This is a genomic window from Burkholderia sp. SCN-KJ, assembly GCF_024656005.1.
Lineage (GTDB): Bacteria > Pseudomonadota > Gammaproteobacteria > Burkholderiales > Burkholderiaceae > Burkholderia.
Map to the genome: position 1 here is coordinate 52,846 of NZ_JANKOG010000011.1, position 20,252 is coordinate 73,097.

General features: G+C 69.2%; 14 protein-coding genes. 4 read left to right on the plus strand and 10 right to left on the minus strand.

The window, feature by feature from the left end; genetic code table 11:
* Positions 1-25: 25 nt before the first annotated feature.
* On the minus strand, positions 26-640 hold the full coding sequence (locus tag NQV17_RS19400; RefSeq protein ID WP_044846169.1) for a glutathione S-transferase family protein: 615 nt from the start codon (positions 638-640) through the stop codon (positions 26-28).
* A 463-nt stretch (positions 641-1,103) separates the two neighbouring features.
* Between NQV17_RS19400 and NQV17_RS19405 the strand changes: the two genes are divergently transcribed.
* Entirely contained in the window at positions 1,104-1,661 is a 558-nt protein-coding gene (locus NQV17_RS19405) for a sugar O-acetyltransferase (RefSeq protein WP_257773597.1), read from the plus strand.
* Positions 1,662-3,930: 2,269 nt separating this feature from the next.
* Complete coding sequence (locus NQV17_RS19410; RefSeq protein ID WP_257773504.1) at positions 3,931-7,503, plus strand: indolepyruvate ferredoxin oxidoreductase family protein; 3,573 nt, start codon at positions 3,931-3,933, stop codon at positions 7,501-7,503.
* 88 nt (positions 7,504-7,591) lie between these two features.
* Here the strand turns inward: NQV17_RS19410 and NQV17_RS19415 are convergent, their stop codons facing one another.
* Positions 7,592-9,259, minus strand: a complete 1,668-nt coding sequence (locus tag NQV17_RS19415) for a Na+/H+ antiporter (protein ID WP_257773505.1) — start codon at positions 9,257-9,259, stop codon at positions 7,592-7,594.
* A gap of 291 nt (positions 9,260-9,550) precedes the next feature.
* On the opposite strand from NQV17_RS19415, the gene NQV17_RS19420 reads away from it, so the two are divergent.
* Positions 9,551-10,837 carry an EAL domain-containing protein gene (locus NQV17_RS19420; protein ID WP_257773506.1) on the plus strand — a complete coding sequence of 429 codons (1,287 nt, stop codon included), beginning with the start codon at positions 9,551-9,553 and terminating at the stop codon, positions 10,835-10,837.
* 76 nt (positions 10,838-10,913) lie between these two features.
* Positions 10,914-11,639, plus strand: coding sequence for a copper homeostasis protein CutC (locus tag NQV17_RS19425; protein ID WP_257773508.1), 726 nt, complete (start codon positions 10,914-10,916; stop codon positions 11,637-11,639).
* A gap of 40 nt (positions 11,640-11,679) precedes the next feature.
* Here NQV17_RS19425 and bioB read toward each other — a convergent pair whose 3' ends face one another.
* The 8 genes from bioB to can all read right to left on the minus strand — a co-directional run bounded on the left by bioB (position 11,680) and on the right by can (position 20,252).
* A complete protein-coding gene (gene bioB, locus NQV17_RS19430) occupies positions 11,680-12,699 on the minus strand; it encodes a biotin synthase BioB (protein WP_257773509.1) in 1,020 nt (339 codons plus the stop codon).
* 36 nt (positions 12,700-12,735) lie between these two features.
* Positions 12,736-13,455 carry a dethiobiotin synthase gene (gene bioD / locus NQV17_RS19435; RefSeq protein WP_257773510.1) on the minus strand — a complete coding sequence of 240 codons (720 nt, stop codon included), beginning with the start codon at positions 13,453-13,455 and terminating at the stop codon, positions 12,736-12,738.
* Positions 13,452-14,663: an 8-amino-7-oxononanoate synthase gene (bioF, locus tag NQV17_RS19440; RefSeq protein ID WP_257773511.1), complete on the minus strand. Its 1,212-nt coding sequence runs from the start codon at positions 14,661-14,663 to the stop codon at positions 13,452-13,454. Before bioF ends, bioD begins: the two co-directional genes overlap by 4 nt.
* Entirely contained in the window at positions 14,663-16,006 is a 1,344-nt protein-coding gene (gene bioA / locus NQV17_RS19445; RefSeq protein ID WP_257773512.1) for an adenosylmethionine--8-amino-7-oxononanoate transaminase, read from the minus strand. Before bioA ends, bioF begins: the two co-directional genes overlap by 1 nt.
* A gap of 727 nt (positions 16,007-16,733) precedes the next feature.
* Entirely contained in the window at positions 16,734-17,993 is a 1,260-nt protein-coding gene (locus tag NQV17_RS19450) for a dienelactone hydrolase family protein (RefSeq protein ID WP_257773513.1), read from the minus strand.
* Between the two features lie 107 nt (positions 17,994-18,100).
* Positions 18,101-18,538, minus strand: coding sequence for a YchJ family protein (locus tag NQV17_RS19455; protein WP_257773514.1), 438 nt, complete (start codon positions 18,536-18,538; stop codon positions 18,101-18,103).
* 39 nt (positions 18,539-18,577) lie between these two features.
* Positions 18,578-19,255, minus strand: a complete 678-nt coding sequence (locus NQV17_RS19460; RefSeq protein WP_257773515.1) for an SDR family oxidoreductase — start codon at positions 19,253-19,255, stop codon at positions 18,578-18,580.
* Between the two features lie 229 nt (positions 19,256-19,484).
* Positions 19,485-20,252, minus strand: coding sequence for a carbonate dehydratase (can, locus tag NQV17_RS19465; RefSeq protein WP_257773516.1), 768 nt, complete (start codon positions 20,250-20,252; stop codon positions 19,485-19,487).

Here is a 20,252-nt window from a genome sequence, read left to right on the forward strand (position 1 = left end):
GACGGAAGGCCGTGCCGTTCACGCGTCACGCATGCAGCAGGCGCGCCGCTTCGCGCTGTTCGACCGCGACCGCGCGGCGATGGCCGTCGCGATCCTCGGCGCGCGCGACGTAGTCGCCGAGCACGCCTTCGTGCGGCAGCAGGTGCGCGTCGAACGCGATCTTCAGCGTGCTGGCGAGCAGCAGGTCGGCCGCGGTGAAGTGATCGCCGACGAGCCAGCGGCTGTGGGCGAGCGTTTGCGCGAGCGCACGCTGCACGCGCGTGATGTTGCCCCAGCCGAACGCGACCGGATTGCCCGACGCGCCGGTGAATTTCTCGGCCATCGCCGGCTCGAGGCAGGTGGGCGTGAAGAACATCCACTGCAGGAAGCGGCCGCGCAGCGGATCGTCCGGTGCAATGCCGAGCCCGGCGCCCGGGCAGCGATCGGCGAGATAGAGCAGCACGGCGCCGGATTCGGCGAACGGTTCGCTGCCGTCGTCGAGCGCGGGCAGCTTGGCCATCGGATTGACCTGGACGAACGCGTCGCTGCCCTGTTCGTGCGATCGCAAGTCGATCGGCACGAGCTCGTAGACGGCGCCGATTTCCTCCAGCATCCACAGCGCCCGGAATGCCCGGGTCTTCGGCCAGTAGTAGAGCTTCATCGCGCCTCCGCGTATGGGTGTGCGTGTCGGGTCGGTGGATGCTCAAGCGTACCCGAGCGGGAGAGGTTCGGACAGGGGCGGACGGCGAGAATGGCGGAGCCTGGCGCGGGCGCGGGGCGTGCGTGTCCGGCAGGATGCGGGCGGTAGGGAATTTCCCGCAAAGCCTTGTATGGCGGAAGTTCATGAATTAACTAGTTATGAGATTACTAGTTTGGAGTTGACGTATGCGTGCTCGGCTGCAGCGGTCACGACCCTGCTGTTCCGCTGGCTTTGCAGCAGCGTCGGCGGCTGCCCGCACGAGCCCGGACGATGGCCGTCGGCGAGGCGCGAAACGTGGAAACCGGGTGACCCCGCGCGGGTCGACCGAATGACTGAATTCAAGGCGATGCGATCGTATTCGGCGAGTCAGGCGCTGCGTGATGCGCGGCGTGCCGGTTCGATCGCGCACGGAGAACGGCAACGAATGGCGAACGACGATCGCACCACGATCATTCCCCGGCGCACGCCGGAATCGGCTGCGATGCGCGCCGAGCTCGGGCGGACGATGGCGATCACCGCGCGGCTCAACCGTCTGACGTTCGACGATGCGGACGACGTCCGGACATTGTTCGGAGAACTGATCGGAAGGGCGATGGACGACGGTTTTCTGCTGATCCCGCCGTTTTATGCGACGGGCGGCGCCGATACGCGGATCGGCCGCAACGTGTTCATCAACCAGAACTGCACGTTCTATGACCTCGGCGGCCTCGACATCGGCGACGACGTGATGATCGGGCCGAACGTCAGTCTCATCACGTCGGGCCATCCGGTCGAGCCGTCCCGCCGGCGCGACGCCGTCGTCGCCCGGCCGATCGTGATCGGGAGCAACGTGTGGATCGGCGCGGGTGCGACGATCATCGGCGGCGTGACGGTCGGCGAGAACTCGGTTGTCGGCGCGGGTGCCGTCGTGAAGCGCGACGTCCCGCCGAATACGCTGGTTGGCGGAAACCCGGCGCGGATCATCCGTTCGATTGCCGAGTGACGGCGCTTGCGGGCGCCGTCCGCTTCGGCGCGGATGTGGACAACCGGGTTTCCGCCCACTCGAAACGCTGTGGATTCGAACGGTGAGCGTGCGTCCGGAGGCCGAATTTGCGGGGCTTTCCGGCATCCGGCGCCGATCGCGGGCAGGTGCGTGAACCGACGTTGCCGCAGCGCCCGCGATGAATTTTTTCGCCGCGTCGGTTGTGGATATCCCGGCCTCGAAACCACTCGGCAGACTGTGCATTTCACCGGTGAGTGCGGCCGGATGCGCGATGCAGGGTGTGGACAACCGGGAATCGCGACGACGAAAAATGCTGTGCCTTTGACCGGTGAGCGCCGCCGACCGATCGCGCGTGAGACTTGCCTGGTGCGGACTTCCGGGCGTCGCACGAAATCCGGAGCGCCGCGCATTCTAACGGCGAGTGCGGATCGGCGATAGAGCCGCGCACGCATCGCGGTGTGGATAACCTGCCGGGGAATTCACTCGAAGCGCTGTGTATTTCAATGGTGAGTGTCGGTACCCGGACGGGCCAGGTGTCGACTTGCGTGCCCGTTCCCGATCTTCGACGCGGCTTCGGGGTCGCGCATTCTAACCGCACGCGCGATCGCGCGTGCCATTCGCGTGCTTGCCGCGATGTGGATATCCGGTCGCCTAAAGCAGTCGACGTGCTGTGTCTTTCGGTGGAGAGGGCGCGCGCGTGCTGCTCTGCCGCGTCGGTGCGACTGCGGATGCGTGGGCTTCGGCGTGGTTTGCATGTGCTGCCGGTCACGCCTGAATCGGCGCTTTCGTGCGACACCGTGCCTTCGCTCACCATCGAATTTCACAGTGTTCCGAGTGGTCGAGGATCGAGCTATCCACACCTGAATCGGCGCCCTCGTTCGACTGCCGTGCCTTCGCTCACCGTCGAATTTCATAGGGTTCCGAGTGGTCGCGGATCGAGCTATCCACACCCGAATCGGTACCCTCGTTCGACTGCCGTGCCGTCGCTCACCGTCGAATTTCACAGTGTTCCGAGTGGTCGCGGATCGAGCTATCCGCACCCGAATCGGCGTCCTCGTTCGACTGCCGTGCCGTCGCTCACCGTCGAATTTCACAGTGTTCCGAGTGGTCGAGGATCGAACTGTCCACACCCGAATCGGCGCCCTCGTTCGACTGCCGTGCCGTCGCTCACCGTTGCAAGTCACAGCGTCTCGAGTGGTCTCGGATCGAACTATCCACACCCGAATCGGCACCCTCGTTCGATCGCCGTGCCGTCACTCACCGTTGCAAATCACGGCGTTTGGCGTTGTCGTGGGGCGGCCTGTTCGCATCCGGATCGGCGCTCACCGTCGAAATGCACAGCGTTTCGAGTCGTCGCGGGTTGGGCTGTCCACACCCGGATCGGCATCCTTGTTCGATTGCGTGCCGATGCTCATCATCGAAATTCACTGGATTTTCAGTGCCTGGTGTGGGCGATATCCAAACCCGTGCCGGCACCTCGTCCGGCGACGCGACTGCACGCGCCGACGAACGCCAAGGCCGTGCGGGCGCTTGCGGAGGCGGGCCCATCCACACTGAAGCGCGCTGTCCCGCGTCGCCCCGACGCTCCGAAACGTCGCGAAGGCGGACGGCCGTGTGGATATCGCGCTGCCGAATCGACTCGCAAACCTGTGCATCCCACAGGTGAGGACGAACGCCGCCTCATCGGGGCAGGAATCCGACGGTGTGGATATCTCCCGCCAACATCGACTCGCCGCGCTGTGAATTTCGACGGTGAGCGTCGGCATCCGCTCGAACCGCGGACCGATCGAGGTGTGGACATCCGGCCTCCGGCGCGACTCGAAACCCTGTGCAACCGAATGGTGAGCGCGCGGGCCAGCCCGAAACGCAGCCCCGGCATTGTGGACATCCCGCACCCGCGACCAATCCGAACGCTGTGCATTCGATGGGTGAGGGCTCGCCCGTTCCGCCACCCGAGCCCTTGCCGCACCGCCTGCGAGCGCCCCGCCGCCGCGCCCGCGGTCCGCCTCCCGCGCATTCCGGCCTTTTCGAGGCAACCCGCCTGCCCACCCCGACACGCCCCGAACAGCCGCCCGCCACCCAGCGCGAAAAATCTCTCGATTTCCGACCGAAACCTGCGCAGTTTTTCTCGCTCCGGCGTCACCCGAGCAAGATGAGAAAAAACTTTCTCGTCTCCCCGCGAAAAAATAGAGCCATCCAGCCGCAGCCCCGGCCGGCGTCTCCCGACGCCCCGTGCGCGGCCCAGAACACACAATCAGGAGACATCCCCATGACCGCCCGCCTGCCCGTCGACGGCACGCCCGCTCTATCCGACTACCGCCTGACCGACAACCTGACCGCCACGCGCGGCCGGATCTTCCTGACCGGCACGCAGGCGCTGGTCCGCCTGCTGCTGATGCAGCGCGCAGCCGATACCGCGCAGGGCCTGAACACGGCCGGCTTCGTCAGCGGCTACCGCGGCTCGCCGCTCGGGATGGTCGACCAGCAGCTGTGGAAGGCGAAGAAATTGCTCGACGGCAGCGGCGTGCGCTTCCTGCCCGCGATCAACGAGGAACTCGGCGGCACCGCCGTGCTCGGCACGCAGCGCGTCGAGGCGGACCCGGAGCGCACCGTCGATGGCGTGTACGCGATGTGGTACGGCAAGGGTCCCGGCGTCGACCGCGCCGGCGACGCGCTGAAGCACGGCAACGCATACGGTTCGTCGCCGCACGGCGGCGTGCTGGTGGTGGCCGGCGACGACCATGGCTGCGTGTCGTCGTCGATGCCGCACCAGAGCGACTTCGCGATGATCGCGTGGCACATGCCGGTCGTGAACCCGTCGAACATCGCCGACATGCTGGAGTTCGGCCTGTACGGCTGGGCGCTGTCGCGCTACTCGGGCGCCTGGGTCGGCTTCAAGGCGATCTCGGAGACCGTCGAGTCGGGCTCGACCGTCGATCTCGACGCGCTGCAGACGCAATGGCCGGCGCCCGCGGGCTTCGCGCCGCCGGCGGGCGGCCTGCACAACCGCTGGCCCGACCTGCCGAGCCTCACGATCGAAGCACGCCTCGCCGCGAAGCTCGACGCGGTGCGCCACTTCGCGCGCACCAACAGCATCGACAAATGGATCGCGCCGAGCGCGCACGCGAACGTCGGCATCGTCACGTGCGGCAAGGCGCACCTCGACCTGATGGAGGCGCTGCGCCGGCTCGACCTCACCGTCGCCGACCTGGAAGCGGCCGGCGTGCGGATCTACAAGGTCGGCCTGTCGTATCCGCTCGAGATGACACGGATCGAAACCTTCGTCGACGGCCTGTCGGAAGTGCTCGTCATCGAAGAGAAGGGCCCGGTGATCGAGCAGCAGATCAAGGACTACCTGTACAACCGCGCGGACGGTGCACGCCCGCGCGTGCTCGGCAAGCACGACGCCGAAGGCGCGTGCCTGCTGTCCGAGCTCGGCGAGCTGCGCCCGTCGCGGATCCTGCCGGTGTTCGCCACCTGGCTCGCGCGGCACAAGCCGGCGCTCGACCGGCGCGAGCGCGTCGTCGATCTCGTCGCGCCGCAGATCCTGTCGAACGAGGCGGACGCGGTGAAGCGCACGCCGTACTTCTGCTCGGGCTGCCCGCACAACACGTCGACGAAGGTGCCGGAAGGCTCGATCGCGCAGGCCGGCATCGGCTGCCACTTCATGGCGTCGTGGATGGAGCGCGACACGACGGGCCTGATCCAGATGGGCGGCGAGGGCGTCGACTGGGCCGCGCACGCGATGTTCACCAACACGAAGCACGTGTTCCAGAACCTCGGCGACGGCACCTACTTCCATTCGGGCATTCTCGCGATCCGCCAGGCGGTCGCCGCGAAAGCGAACATCACGTACAAGATCCTCTACAACGACGCAGTCGCGATGACGGGCGGCCAGCCGGTCGACGGCAGCATCTCGGTGCCGCAGATCGCGCGGCAGGTCGAGGCGGAAGGCGTGTCGCGCTTCGTCGTGGTGTCCGACGAACCGGAGAAGTACGACGGCCATCACGGGCTGTTCCCGAAGGGCACGACGTTCCATCACCGCAGCGAACTCGACGCGGTGCAGCGCGAGCTGCGCGAGACGCCGGGCGTCACCGTGCTGATCTACGACCAGACCTGCGCGGCCGAGAAGCGCCGCCGCCGCAAGAAGGGCGAATTCCCCGACCCGGACAAGCGGCTGTTCATCAACGACGCGGTATGCGAAGGCTGCGGCGACTGCGGCGTGCAGTCGAACTGCCTGTCGGTCGAGCCGCTCGAGACGCCGCTCGGCCGCAAGCGCCGCATCGACCAGTCGTCGTGCAACAAGGACTACTCGTGCGTGAACGGCTTCTGCCCGAGCTTCGTGACGGTCGAAGGCGCGGCGCTGAAGAAGGCCGCGGGCGCGGCGTTCGACGAAGCCGCGCTCGCCGTGCGCGTCGACGCGCTGCCGGTGCCCGCGACCCATCTCGATGCGGCGCCGTACGACATGCTGGTCACCGGCGTGGGCGGCACGGGCGTCGTGACGGTCGGCGCGCTGATCAGCATGGCCGCGCACCTCGAAGGCAAGAGCGCGTCGGTGCTCGACTTCATGGGCTTCGCGCAGAAGGGCGGCTCGGTGCTGTCGTTCGTGCGGATCGCGTCGAGCGACCGGTGGCTGAACCAGGTGCGCATCGACACGCAGCAGGCCGACGTGCTGCTCGCGTGCGACATGGTCGTCGGCGCGAGCGCCGAGGCGCTGCAGACGGTGCGCCACGAGCGCACGCGGATCGTGGTCAACACGCACCGGATTCCGAACGCGTCGTTCGTGCAGAACCCCGACGCGAACCTGCACGCGGATGCGCTGCTCGAAAAAATGCATCACGCGGCCGGCGACGGCTACCTGTCGAGCTGCGACGCGCAGGCGCTCGCCGCGAAATTCCTCGGCGACTCGATCGGCGCGAACATCCTGATGCTCGGCTACGCGTGGCAGCTCGGCCTCGTGCCGGTGTCGCTCGCCGCGATGATGCGCGCGATCGAGCTGAACAACGTCGCGGTGCCGATGAACAAGCTCGCGTTCGCGATCGGCCGGATGGCGGCCGGCGACGCGGCGGGCCTCGACGCATTGTGGAACGCGCGTCACGCGGTGGCCGTGCACGCCGCGCCGGAGACGCTCGCCGAACTGATCGCCGATCGCGAGGCGCGCCTCGACGCCTACGGCGGCGTGCGTTACGTCGAGCGCTACCGCGCACTGGTGAACGCGGCGCGCGCGAAGGGCGACGATGCGCTGACGCGCGCGGTCGCGACGACGTTCTACCGGCTGCTCGCGGTGAAGGACGAATACGAGGTTGCCCGGCTGTATGCGGACGGCGCGTTCCGCACGGCGCTCGAAGCGCAGTTCGAAGGCGTGCCGGGGCAGGACTATCGCGTGAAGTTCAATCTGGCGCCGCCGACGGTCGCGAAGGCCGGCCGCGACGGCAGCGTGCCGAAGAAGCGCGTGTTCGGCCAGTGGATGTGGCCGGTGCTCGGCACGCTCGCGCGCGTGCGCAGCCTGCGCGGCACGTGGCTCGATCCGTTCGGCCGCACGGCCGAGCGCAGGATGGAGCGCGCGCTCGCGGACGACTACGAGACGACGCTCACGCGCGCGCTCGCCGCGACGACCGCCGGCAATGCGGCGCAGGTCACGCAGCTGGCCGATCTGCATGCCCGCGTGCGCGGCTTCGGTCACGTGAAGGTGCGCAACCTCGCGGGCGTGAAGCGTGCGGAGCGCGAGCTCGCGCTGCAGCTCGGCATCGACGCGGCGACGAGTGCGGCAGTGCAGCACGCGCTCGACGAGATGAAGGGCGCGGGAATGCTGAAGGGGATTCCGGTCGTCGTCGCGAAGTAACGCCGCGGCGGGCGGATGTGAAAACGGCGACGCTCGTGCGTCGCCGTTTTTTTTGAGCGGCCGTGCGATCGCACCGCGGCGCAGCCGCTCAGACGAGTCCTTTCTTGCGTGTCGACAGCGCCGTTTCCGACAGGTCGATCTCGCGGATCAGCTTCGTCAGCGTCTCGTCGGAAATCCTGCTTTCGCTGCGCAGCCGGTACAGCACCGAACGTTCCGCGCGCACCGCGGCGATCCGCATCTGCAGTTCCATCGTCTCCGCCTGCTTGGCTTGCGCGCGCGGGGTCGGGCCGTCGTCGGCGAGCGCGGCGAGGCGGCGGCGGTACTGGTCCATTACGCGCGCCGAGATGTCCGCGCAGCGCGCGGCGCCCGATTCGTCGAGATCGGCCGAGATCGCGTCGTGCGACGAGTCGATCGCGCGGATCGCGGCCTGCGCGGCGGCCGCGCGCGCGGTGCGCTCCTCGTCGGCGAGCGGGTTGCGCGTCGAGCGCACGCCGCGCAGCAGCGGCGGCAGGCCGATCACCGCGACGATCAGCGAACCGAGAATCACCGCCGATGCGACGAAGATCGCGGTGTCGCGCCCGGGCAGCGGCGCGCCGTCAGACAGCGCGACGGGGATCGACAGCACGCCCGCGAGCGTGACCGCGCCGCGCACGCCGCCGACCGTCATCACCGCGATCGTGCGCACGCCGGCCATCGTGCCCGCGAGGCCGTGGCGCGCGGCGCGGCGGCTCGCGATCCAGCGCAGCAGCCAGACCCACAGGAAGCGGATCGCATACAGCGCGATCATCATCGCGCACACGTTGAAGATCATCCGGCCGACGAGCGCGTCGCTCGTGTGGTGCGCGTCGACGAGCGCGCGGCCGATGATGTGCGGCAACTGCAGCCCGAGCATGATGAACACCATGCCGTTGAACACGAACTCGATCATCGCCCACGTGCTTTCGGCCCGCACGCGAGACGCGACGGTGCTTTTGCGGGAGAAGCTCGTGTAGTTCATCATCATCCCCGCCGACACGGCCGCGAGCACGCCCGACAGGTCGAGATGCTCGGCGAACAGATAGGCGGCGAACGGCACGAGCAGCGTCATCACGATGCCGGGGGCCGGATCGCCTTCCTGCTCGGCATTCAGGAAGCGCGTCGACAGCGCGCTGAACCCCCACGACACGAGCGCGCCCGTCGCGAGCCCGCCGGCGGCGACGATCACGAACGTGATCGACGCATCGCGCAGCGAGAACATGCCGGTGAGCGCGGCCGCGACCGCGAACTTCAGCGCGACGAGGCCCGACGCGTCGTTCATCAGCGCCTCGCCTTCCAGGATGTGCATCAGTTGCGGCGGGATCCGCCCCTTGCCGGCGATGCCGGACAGCGCGACCGCGTCGGTGGGCGACAGCACGGCCGCGAGCGCGAACGCGATCGGCAGCGGCAACTCGGGTATCAGCCAGTGCGCGAAGTAGCCGACTGCGAGTACCGTCATGAACACGAGCCCGAACGCGAGCATCAGGATCGCGCGGCGCTGCAGGTACAGCTCGCGTTTCGGAATCCGCCAGCCGTCCGCGAACAGCAGCGGCGGAATGAACAGCAGCATGAAGATTTCGGGATCGAACGTGACGTGCAGGTTCAGCTTCGGCCACGCGAGCATCGCGCCGAACGCGATCTGCATCAGCGGCAGCGGAAGCTGCAACGGCAGGATGCGTGTGACCGCGCCGGACAGCGCGACGGTCAGCAGCAGGATCAGGACTGTGAAGACGATTTCCATCGAGACGGCGATTGCGGAGAATGAAACGACCGTACGGAGTTTAGCGTGACGATGCGGCGGGTGCGTTCGAGTGCGCCGGTGCGCATGCACGTGAACGGTGCATCCGGCCTGCGCCATGCTGGTGCGGCGGCGCCGCACGCAGGCGCGGCGCGCGTGTTCGGCCCTTGCACGGACCTTGCTTGATGCTTGCCTACCGTCCGGCACCGGCCGGACAACCGAGGATTCCACCATGACATTGCGCGCGCCGTCTCAACCAACCGCCGCGTTCGGCTGCATCACCAGGAGGGCGCCATGACGATCGCGCAACAGGAGCGTCCGGCCACCGCATCGCCGTATCGTTTCGAGCGGGAGATGAGCTCCGGCCTCGAGCGCCTGGCGACGCAGCATCACGACCTGTCGCTTACGACCGTGTTCCAGCCGATCTTCAGCCTGTCGCACCAGCGCGCGGTGGGCTACGAGGCGCTGCTGCGCGCGCATGACGCGCTCGACCGCGCGGTGTCGCCGCTCGACGTGTTCGGCGAGGCCGCGCGCCAGGGCGAGTTGCTGCAGCTCGACCGGCTCGCGCAGGCGCTGCATCTCGAGAACTTCGCGCTGCTCGGCGCCGAGCGCGAGTGGCTGTTCCTCAACGTGCATCCGGGCGTGCTGACCGACCCGTTCCAGGCCGCCGCGCTGTTCGCGAACCTGAAGCGGATCGGCATGCCGCCGCGCCGCGTCGTGCTCGAAGTGCTCGAACAGCGTGCGGAAGACGTCGAGCGGCTCGCCGAGGCCGTGCGCGAATTCCGCGCGCAGGGTTTCCTGATCGCGCTCGATGATTTCGGCGCCGGACACTCGAACCTCGAGCGGATCTGGCAGCTGAACCCGGACATCGTGAAGCTCGACCGGATCATGCTGTCCCACGCCGCGCACCGCACGGGGCTCACCGCGATCCTGCACGGGCTCGTCACGCTGCTGCACGAGGCCGGCAAGCTCGTGCTCGTCGAGGGGATCGAGACCGAGCACGACGCGCAGATCGCGCTGTCGTGCGAGGCCGATTTCGTGCAGGGCTATTTCTTCGGCCGCCCGGCCCCCGGGCTGCCCGACAGCGCGACGGCGACCGGTTGCATCGGCGAGCTGACCGAGCGCTTTCGCCAGCAGACCGAAGCGCGCGAGCGGCGCGACGCGCAGCGGCTCGCGCCGTACCTGCGCGCGTTCGAGCGCGCGGCCGAGCGGGTGGCGGCCGGCGAGCCGCTCGACGAGGTGTGCTGGAACTTCCTCGCGCTCGACGATGCCGCACGCTGCTTCCTGCTCGACGCGCGCGGCCGGCAGGCCGGCCGCAACGTCGTGCTGCGCGCGGACCGCGCGCTCGCCGAGGCGCGCTTCTCGCCGCTGTCGGATGCGCAGGGTGCGAACTGGCTGCGCCGGCCGTATTTCCGCACGGCGATCGCCGAGCCCGGACGCGTGCAGGTGACGCGCCCGTACCTGTCGATCAACGAGGCGCAGCCGTGCGTGACGCTGTCGGTGGCGGTGCGCATCGGCGATGCGCTGCACGTGCTGTGCGGCGATATCGACTGGATCGACGAGGAAGCGGGCGGCGCATAGCGACGGCGTCGCGCTGGCGCGGTTCATGCCGCTCGGCTAGGATGCGCGAATTGTCCTGACGATTCGCGAGCCGCCGATGAACCGCACCGCTGCTTCCTCCGTTCTCCTCGAAGTGATCGCCACCACCGTCGGCGACGCGAAGGCCGCTGCCCGCGCGGGCGCCGACCGGCTCGAGCTCGTGACCGCGATCAGCGAAGGCGGGCTCACGCCGAGCGTCGGCCTAATCGAGGCCGTCGTGGCCGCCGTGGCGATCCCGGTGAACGTGATCGTGCGGCCGCACAGCCGCGCGTTCGTCTACGACGCCGACGACCTGCGCGTGATCGAGCGCGACGTGCGCGCGGCCGTCGCGGCCGGTGCGAACGGCGTCGTGTTCGGCGCGCTCGATGCGCGCGGCGACGTCGATCTCGCTGCGCTCCAGCGCATCGCGGCGGCCGCGGACGGGCGCGACCTGACGTTCCATCGCGCGTTCGACGTGTCGCGCGACCTCAATGCCGCGTTCGACGCGCTGCTGCGCGTGCCGGCCGTCACGTCGGTGCTGACCTCGGGCGGCCATCCGTCGGTGCTCGACGCGGTCGCGACGATCACGCGGCTGGTGCGCCAGGCGGCAGGCTCGACCTGCACGGTGCTGGCCGGCTCGGGCCTCACGATCGACGCGGTCGGCGATTTCGTTCGCGCGACCGGCGTGCGCGCGGTGCACTTCGGCTCGGGCGTGCGGCCGCGCGGCGAGGTGCTGGCACCCGTCGACGAACAGCGCGTCGCGCGCGTGCGCGCGGCGCTCGACGGCGCGGCCGCACACGTGTGACGCGCAGGCGGAAGTCGCGCCGGCGACGCGAGGCGGCCGCTTACGCGTTCTCCGCCAGCGCGTCGGCCTGGCTCGCGCGGATGCCGAGGCGCTCGAACAGCGCGCGGTCGCGCTGCGTCTGCGGGTTGCTCGTGGTCAGCAGCTGGTCGCCGTAGAACATCGAGTTCGCGCCCGCGAGGAAGCACATCGCCTGCATCGCGTCGTCGAGCTGCTCGCGGCCGGCCGACAGCCGTACGACGGCCTTCGGCATCGTGATGCGCGCGACCGCGATCGTGCGCACGAACTCGAACGGGTCGAGCGGTGCGGTGCCTTCGAGCGGCGTGCCCTCGATCGCGACGAGGTTGTTGATCGGCACCGACTCCGGATACGGGTTCAGGTTCGCGAGCTGCGAGATCAGGCCCGCGCGTTCGCGGCGCGATTCGCCCATCCCGATGATGCCGCCGCAGCACACGTTGATGCCCGCGTCGCGCACGCGGTCGAGCGTGTCGAGACGATCCTGGTAGGTGCGCGTCGAGATCACCTGGCCGTAGAACTCCGGCGACGTGTCGAGATTGTGGTTGTAGTAGTCGAGGCCCGCGTCGGCGAGTTCCCTGGCTTGCTCGCCCTCCAGCATGCCGAGCGTCATGCAGGTCTCGAGGCCCAGTTCCTTCACGCCGCGCACCATCTCGGTCAGCGCAGGCATGTGGCGCTCCTTCGGGTTGCGCCATGCGGCGCCCATGCAGAAGCGGCTCGCGCCGTTCGCCTTGGCCGCGCGCGCGGCGTCGAGCACCGCGTCGACGTCCATCAGCTTCTCGGCCTTCAGGCCCGTGTCGTGGTGCGACGACTGCGAGCAGTAGCCGCAATCCTCCTCGCAACCGCCCGTCTTGATCGACAGCAGCGTCGACAGCTGCACCGCGTTCGCGTCGAAGTGCTCGCGATGCACCTGCTGCGCGCGGAACATCAGGTCGTTGAACGGCAGCTCGAACAGCGCGACGACGTCGGCGACGCGCCAGCGCTGCGGCGCCGGAGCGGCCACGGGGATCGCGTCGGGTTGCACGGCGGCGGTCTGGGCTTGGGTCATGGTGGTTTTCCTGTCGTGAATGCGGGGATCGGGGCGTCAATGCTGCGCGCGGCGCAGCGTGTCGACGAGCACGGCGATGTCGAGCATCGCCGCGGCGGATTCGGGGGCGGCCGGCGCCAAGTGCGCGATGCGGCCAAGCAGCGGCGCGCGATGTTCGCGCGCGAGCCAGTCGCGGATCGTCGCGACGTTCTCGTCGGCGTACGGCATGGCCGGGTCGACGTGGTTCGCGACCCAGCCGGCGAGCGTGAGGCCGCGCTGGCGAATCGCGTCGGCCGTCAGCAGCGCGTGGCTGATGCAGCCGAGCCGCATGCCGACCACGAGCACGACCGGCAGGCCGAGCGCGACCGCGAGATCGGCCGTGTCCTGCGTGTCGTTCAGCGGCACGCGGAAGCCGCCGACGCCTTCGACGACGACGACGTCCGCGCGCGTGAGCGCCTCGCGGTGGCTCGCGACGATCGTGTCGAGGTCGATCGTCACGCCTTCCTGCGCGGCGACGATGTGCGGGGCGGCCGGCGCCTTCAGCAGGAACGGCGTGCGCAGCTCGGGCGGCAGCACGACGTTCGCGGCCGCGTCGAGCTGGTCGGCGTCCTCGTTGCGCCAGACGCCGTCGCGTTCAACCGCGCCGGCGGCGACGGGCTTCAGCGCGGCCGCGCGCAGGCCGTGACGTGCGAAGCCGTGCAGCATCGCGGCCGACACGAAGGTCTTGCCGATCTCGGTGTCGGTGCCGGTGACGAAGAGGGAAAGCGGTGCGTTCATGCGGTTTGCTCGCTGGCTTCGATGAGTGCGGTTTCCAGCCGCGCGAGATCGTCGAACGAATGCGCGGCCGACAGCGAGATGCGCAGGCGCGACGTGCCGGCGGGCACCGTCGGCGGCCGGATCGCGGGCACCCACAGGCCGTGCGCGTCGAGCGAACGCATCGCCGCGAGCGTCGCGTCGTTGCTGCCGATCACGAGCGGCTGCACGGCCGTGTGCGAGTCGACCGGCTGCCAGCGTGTCATGCGCAGCAGCGCGCGCGTGCGCTCGATCAGCGCGGCGAGGTGCGCGCGTCGCGCATCGCCTTCGTCGCCGGCGATCACCTTCAGGCTTGCCGATACCGCATGCGCGACCGCGGGCGGCGCCGCCGTCGTGAAGATGTAGCTGCGCGCGCGCTGGATCATCCATTCGATCACGGTCTCGTGCGCGATGACGAACGCGCCCGCGACGCCGGCGGCCTTGCCGAGCGTGCCGACGTACACGAGGTTCGGCGAGCGCAGCGCGGCGGCCGCGAGCGCGCCGCGGCCCTGCGGGCCGAGCACGCCGAAGCCGTGCGCGTCGTCGACCACGAGCCACGCGCCGTGGCGTTCGGCCAGCGCGACGAGTTCGGCGAGCGGCGCGAGGTCGCCGTCCATGCTGAACACCGTATCGCTGACGATCAGCTTCGTTTCGGCGTCCGACGCATCGAGCAGCGCGGCGAGCGCCGCCATGTCCGCATGCGGATAGACCTGCACGTTCGCGCGCGACAGCCGGATCCCGTCGATCAGCGACGCGTGGTTCAGCGCGTCGGAGAAGATCGTCGCGTGTTTGCCGGTGAGGGCCGTCATCGCGGCGAGGTTCGCCATGTAGCCGGTGCTGAAGTAGAGCGCGCGCGGCGCATCGGAGAAGCCGCCCGCGAAGCCGGCGAGTTCGTCCTCGAGCGTCGCGTGCGCGCGCGAATGGCCGCCGAGCAGATGCGAGCCGCCGCTGCCGGAGCCGTAGCGCTGCGCGCCTTCCGCGAACGCGGCGACGAGCGCCGGATGCGCGGCGAGGCCGAGGTAGTCGTTGCTCGCGAAGCCGACGATGTCGCGGCCGTCGACGCGCATGTGCGCGTCGCACGCGGTGTCGGCGGTGCGGCGCACGCGGCGCAGGCCCTGCGCATCGAGTTCGGCGAGGCCGCGCTGCAGCGTGTCGAGCAGCGGCGTGGTCGTTTTCGGCGACGGTTGTTTCATCACGCCGCCTCCGCAAGCGTCGCGTCGAGCGTGTCGCGCGTGCGTTGCGCGAGCCACGCGATGTCGTCGTCGCTCATCACGTACGGCGGCATCAGGTACACGGTCGTGCCGATCGGGCGCAGCAGCAGTTCGCGTTCGAGCGCGCGCTCGAAGAAGCGTCGCGAGAAGCCGCGTGCCGCGTCGCCGTCGAGCGCGACGTCGAACGCGAACAGCGTGCCGCGCTCGCGCAGGTGACGCACCTGCGGGTGCGCGCCGAGCGGCGCGAGCGCGGCGCGCATCGCGGCCGACTTGCGCGCGTTGGCGGCGAGCACGCCGTCGCGCGCGAACAGGTCGAGCGTCGCGACGGCCGCGCGGCACGCGAGCGGGTTGCCGGTGTACGAATGCGAATGCAGGAAGCCGCGCGTGGTGTCGTCGTCGTAGAACGCCGCGAACACGTCGTCGCGCGTGAGCACCAGCGACAGCGGCAGGTAGCCGCCGCTGATGCCCTTCGACAGGCACAGGAAATCGGGCCACACGCCGGCCTGCTCGCATGCGAAGAAGGTGCCGGTGCGGCCGCAGCCGACCGCGATCTCGTCGGCGATCAGGTGCACGCCGAATTCGTCGCACAGCGCGCGCAGCCCGCGCACGTACGACGGATCGTGCATCGCCATGCCGGCCGCGCATTGCACGAGCGGCTCGACGATCAGCGCGGCGATCCGGTCGGCGCGTTCGGCGAACAGGCGCCGCACGTCGTCGAGCGCGCGGCCCGCGACGTCGGCGGCCGTCTCGCCCGGCAACGCGCCGCGCGCGTCGGGCGACGCGACCACGTGCGCGTTGCGGATCAGCGGGTCGTACGCGTCCTTGAACAGCGCGACGTCGGTCACGCCGAGCGCGCCGATGGTCTCGCCGTGATAGCTGTTCGCGACGCACACGAATTCGCGCTTGTCCGCGCGGCCGCGGTTGCGCCACGCGTGAAAGCTCATCTTCAGCGCGATCTCGACCGCCGACGCGCCGTCCGACGCGAAGAACGCATGGCCGAGCGTGCGCGCGGTGAGCGCGTGCAGCCGCTCGGCGAGCTCGATCGCCGGCTCGTGCGTGCAGCCGGCGAGCATCGCGTGCTCGAGCGTGTCGAGCTGGTCCTTCAGCGCCGCGTTGATGTCCGGGTTCGCGTGGCCGAACAGGTTCACCCACCACGAGCTGATCGCGTCGAAGTAACGGCGGCCGTCGCGGTCGTACAGCCACAGGCCCGCGCCGCGCGCGACGGGAATGAGCGGCAGGCGCTCGTGGTGCTTCATCTGGGTGCAGGGATGCCAGACCGCGCGCAGGCTGCGCGCGACCCAGTCATCGTTGGCTGGCGTACTCAAGGCGACTCCGGGGGGTAAAACGGCGGCGGGTATCGACGGGATACCGCGCGGCGACAGACGGAAAACGCGCTGAGATTAGCGTGTTCCGCCGCGCGTTGCACTACCGGTTACAAACGCCGCAAAGCCTTGCCGGGCGGGAGTTCGGCGCAGATCCGGGGTGCTCGGGACGGTACGCGCCAGATGCCCCGAAATGACCGCAGATGACGACGTTCGAGTGACACCCCCCGACAGAAAAAATCGTCGGGCAGGCGGGCGCGGGAGGGGTGAAAAATCGGGGCGGGAAGGGAAAAGGGGTGCGAAGTGTGGCGCAATGCGACCGGCGACCGGCGACCGGCGACCGGCGACTAGCAACCTGCAACCTGCGACCTGCGACCTGCGACCTGCGACCTGCGAATGGCAAATGGCAAATGGCAAATGGCAAATGGCGACTAGCGACTAGCGACTAGCGACCGGCGACTAGCGACCGGCGACCGGCGACCGGCGACCGGCGACCGGCAAATGGTGCGTTGAATCAGGCGCCGCTCGCGTTCGGACAAGGCGGGAAAAGGCGGGAAAAGTCCCGCAAAGGCTCTCAGCGGATGTTACGAGCGGGGTGCTCAGCCCGCGGACTCACAAGAGCGCGAGAACGGGCATGCGAACGCCATTGCGGACCGCGCGCTCACGAAACGGAAGAGGGGAAAGAGACGCGGGTAGACCGCGATCCTGACGCGCGTCGCGACCGCGCGCGTCAGCGCGAAGCCAGTGCGCGCGCGTCGGCGTCGCCGTTGTCGGCCGTCTGCGTCGCGTTCGCGTTCCACACGACGCGGTCGTTGACCGCATACAGCTTGCATGCGCCCGCGCCCTGCTTCGAGCAGTTGTCGAGCGCGAGCGCCATCGGATCGTCGCCGCCTTCGGCCCACGACCACGCGCCTTCAGCCGACACCGCGAACGCACGGCTCGGATGCTGGCTCAGGAAACGGCGATAGCCTTCGCGGCCGGCTGCGTCGAGGAACGGCACCGCCTCGACCGCGTCGATCGACGCGTAGCCGGTCGCATTCGGCTCGTGCGGGTTCGCGACCGCATAGCGCACCGAGGTCGGCAGGTTCAGTTCCGCGAGGAACGCATGCACGGCCGGCCACCACACGGGCACGCCGTCGCGATCGACGATCAGCCGGTGCGCGTCGTCCTTGTAGCGGCCGAAATCGATGAACTGCGCCTGCGTGCCGTGCGACACGTAGGCGTCGTGCATCTGCGCGACGAGCGCGGGCGTCCACACCGAATCGTTGTCGCCGTACAGCCACAGCGACCGCACGGCAGTATGCGCGCCGTACTGGTCGAACGCGTCGACGAGATTGCGCTGCCAGCCGTCGCAGAGGTCCTGGCGCAGCCCGCCGGAGAAGTTGATGATGCCGCGCACGCCGGGCGCCGCCTCGGTGCCGTACGCGACCGACACGAGGCCGCCGTGCGACGTGCCCGCGACGACGATGCGCGACGCATCGATGTACGACTGACGCGACATGTAGCGGACCGTGGCGTCGACGTCGGCGGCCTGCACGAGGCCGTTCTTGCCGACGTTGCAGCCTTCCTGCTGGTACGCGCCGCCCGACCCGGCGAAGCCCTGGCGGTTCGGCGCGATGACCGCATAGCCGCGGCGCACGAATTCACGCGCGAACGCGAGCGGCCGGCTGCGCGGCTGCTGATGAAGATCGCCGGTGTTCTTGCCGTGGTTGAAGACGACGAGCGGGAACGGGCCGGGGCCGTTCGGCTTGAACAGCGTGGCCTCGAGCATCACGGCGCCCGAAGCATCGGCCGGAATGCTGACGATTTGTTCGTTGAGGTTCGCGGCGACCTGCGGGAGGCTGGAATCGCCGTAATCGAAGCGCTCGGCATGGGCGAGCGAGCCGCTGGCCGTGGCCGCGCCCGCATGGGCGTTCGGCGCCGTACCGGCCTGAGCGGCCGACAGCGCGCAGGCCGCCATCCATCCCACCAATACCTTGCTGAACGCCATTCGTAAGCCCTGCCATGCAACATGACCAATCTGACGGCCATCCTAGCCCGACAAATTCAGGTTGTGCAATGCGGGAATTACCCGGCGTCTGACATGGCAACTATTTGTCAGCGTTCACTTACTTCGCCGTCGACATAGCGCCAGAAACCGTGCTCGTCGCGCGTGAAGCGACTCGTCTCGTGGAGCCGGTACGCACGCCCGCCGACCTTGTAGCGGGCCACGAATTCGACCTCCGCGTGCTGTTCGTCGAGCTGGGCATGGCGTTTGACGGCGAGGCCGAGCCAGCGCGGCGCGTCGGGCGCATTCGGGTCCGCATCGAGATCGGCCGGGCAGGTGCGCGCGTCCCAGGTCGCGCGCAGGTAGTCGGTCGCGCCGAGCACGTACGCGCTGTACCGCGAGCGCATCAATTCGAGCGCGGTCGGCGCGGCTTCGCCGCCGTCGATGAAGCGGCCGCAGCAGGCCGCATAGCGTGGCGCCGGGGCTTTGCCGGCAGCGACAGGGGACGCGCCGCCGCACGGGCACGCGTCAGGTCGGTTCAAAATCATGCGAATTGTGAATTAACGACGCCCGGTTGTCATGCCGGCTCACCAGCTGAGCTCGACGCCGTCGTACTGGAAGAAACGGCCGTTGGCCTGCGACACGTCCGCGCCGGCTTCCGCGATCACGCGGCGCATGCCGGTCACGCTGGTCTCCGGATCGATCGCGGCCTGCGCGCCGCCCATGTCGGTGCGCACCCAGCCGGGATGGAGCGAAATGCAGGCAGCGTGGCGCGTCTGCAGCGATGCGATGCGCAGCACGTCGTTCAGCGCGGCCTTGCTCGCGCGGTACAGCCAGCCGGTCGTGCCGGTCGCCTCGGCGATGCTGCCCATCCGGCTCGAAACCACCGCCAGCACGCCGCGTGCGTCCTCGACGAGCGGCAGCAGGATCGGCAGCAGTTGCATCGGCCCGCGCACGTTCGTATGCATCACCGTGTCGAAATCCTCGGCGCCGATCGTTTCGACCCCTTCGGTGCGCGGCCCGTACACGCCTGACACGAGCACCGCCGCGTGGAGCCGTTCGCCGTCGAGCTTCCAGCCGAGCGCCGCGATCTGTTCGGGCTGCGCGATGTCGAGCGCGTGCGCGTGCGCGCCGCGTTCGCGCAGTGCGGCGAGCGATGCGTCGTCGCGCGCGGTCGCGATCACGTTCCAGCCGTCGCGCCGGTATTGCCGGACGAATTCGCGTCCGAGGCCGCGCGATGCGCCGACGATCAGTACGGTTTTCATGTTCGCCGCTCCTTTGCATTGCACCGCCGTCGTGGCAGTGCCGGTGTCAGATCAGTTCGACGGCCGTCGCGCCCGCATGACCGCCGTTGCGCCGGCTGGCGTGTGCGCACGGCGCACCCGTCGGGCGACGGAATGCAGGGGGCGCGGCCCCGCCATCATGATGCGCCTTCAGCCGGATGGCGCGCGGCGGGGCGCTGGCGTGCCGCGCCCGCGTGGCCGCGCGCGTCGGTTACTTCGCGTCGTTGCACGGCTTCAGCGTGTCGGCGACGGCCTGCGCGACGTCGTCGAGCCGCGCGGCGTCCGCCGCGACCATGTCGTTGTCGGGCGCGTGCTGGCCGCGCGCGGTCAGCGCCGCGACGCAGCGCTTGTAGGTTGCATCCAGCGCGTCGAAGCTCGACACGGCCATCCCGAGGTTGCGCATCCGCCCGTCGTGCACGCCGTACACGAGCCCGTGCACGGTGAGCGACTGGCCGCGCGCCCACGCGTCGTTGACGATCGTCGTGCGGCACACGTTGACGACCTGCTCGATCGAGTTCAGCTCGATCAGGCGGCGATAGCGCGCTTCGCCGACCGGCCATTCGTCGAGCAGCGCGGCGTGGCGTTCGCGCACGTCCTGCACGTGATGCAGCCAGTTGTCAGCGAGGCCAACGCGGCGGTTGTGCAGCGCCGCGTTCACGCCCGAGCAGCCGTAGTGGCCGACGACCATGATGTGCTTCACGCGCAGGATGTCGACCGCGAACTGGATCACCGACAGGCAGTTCAGGTCGCTGTGCACGACGACGTTCGCGATGTTACGGTGCACGAACACTTCGCCCGGCGGCAGGCCGATGATCTGGTTCGCGGGCACGCGCGAATCCGAGCAGCCGATCCACAGATATTCCGGCGCCTGCTGGTCGGCGAGACGCGCGAAGAAATCGGGATCGTCGGCGAGCTGGCGCTTGACCCAGGCGTCGTTGTTGTCGAACAGGTGTGAAAGCGGATTGTCTTGGATATTCAT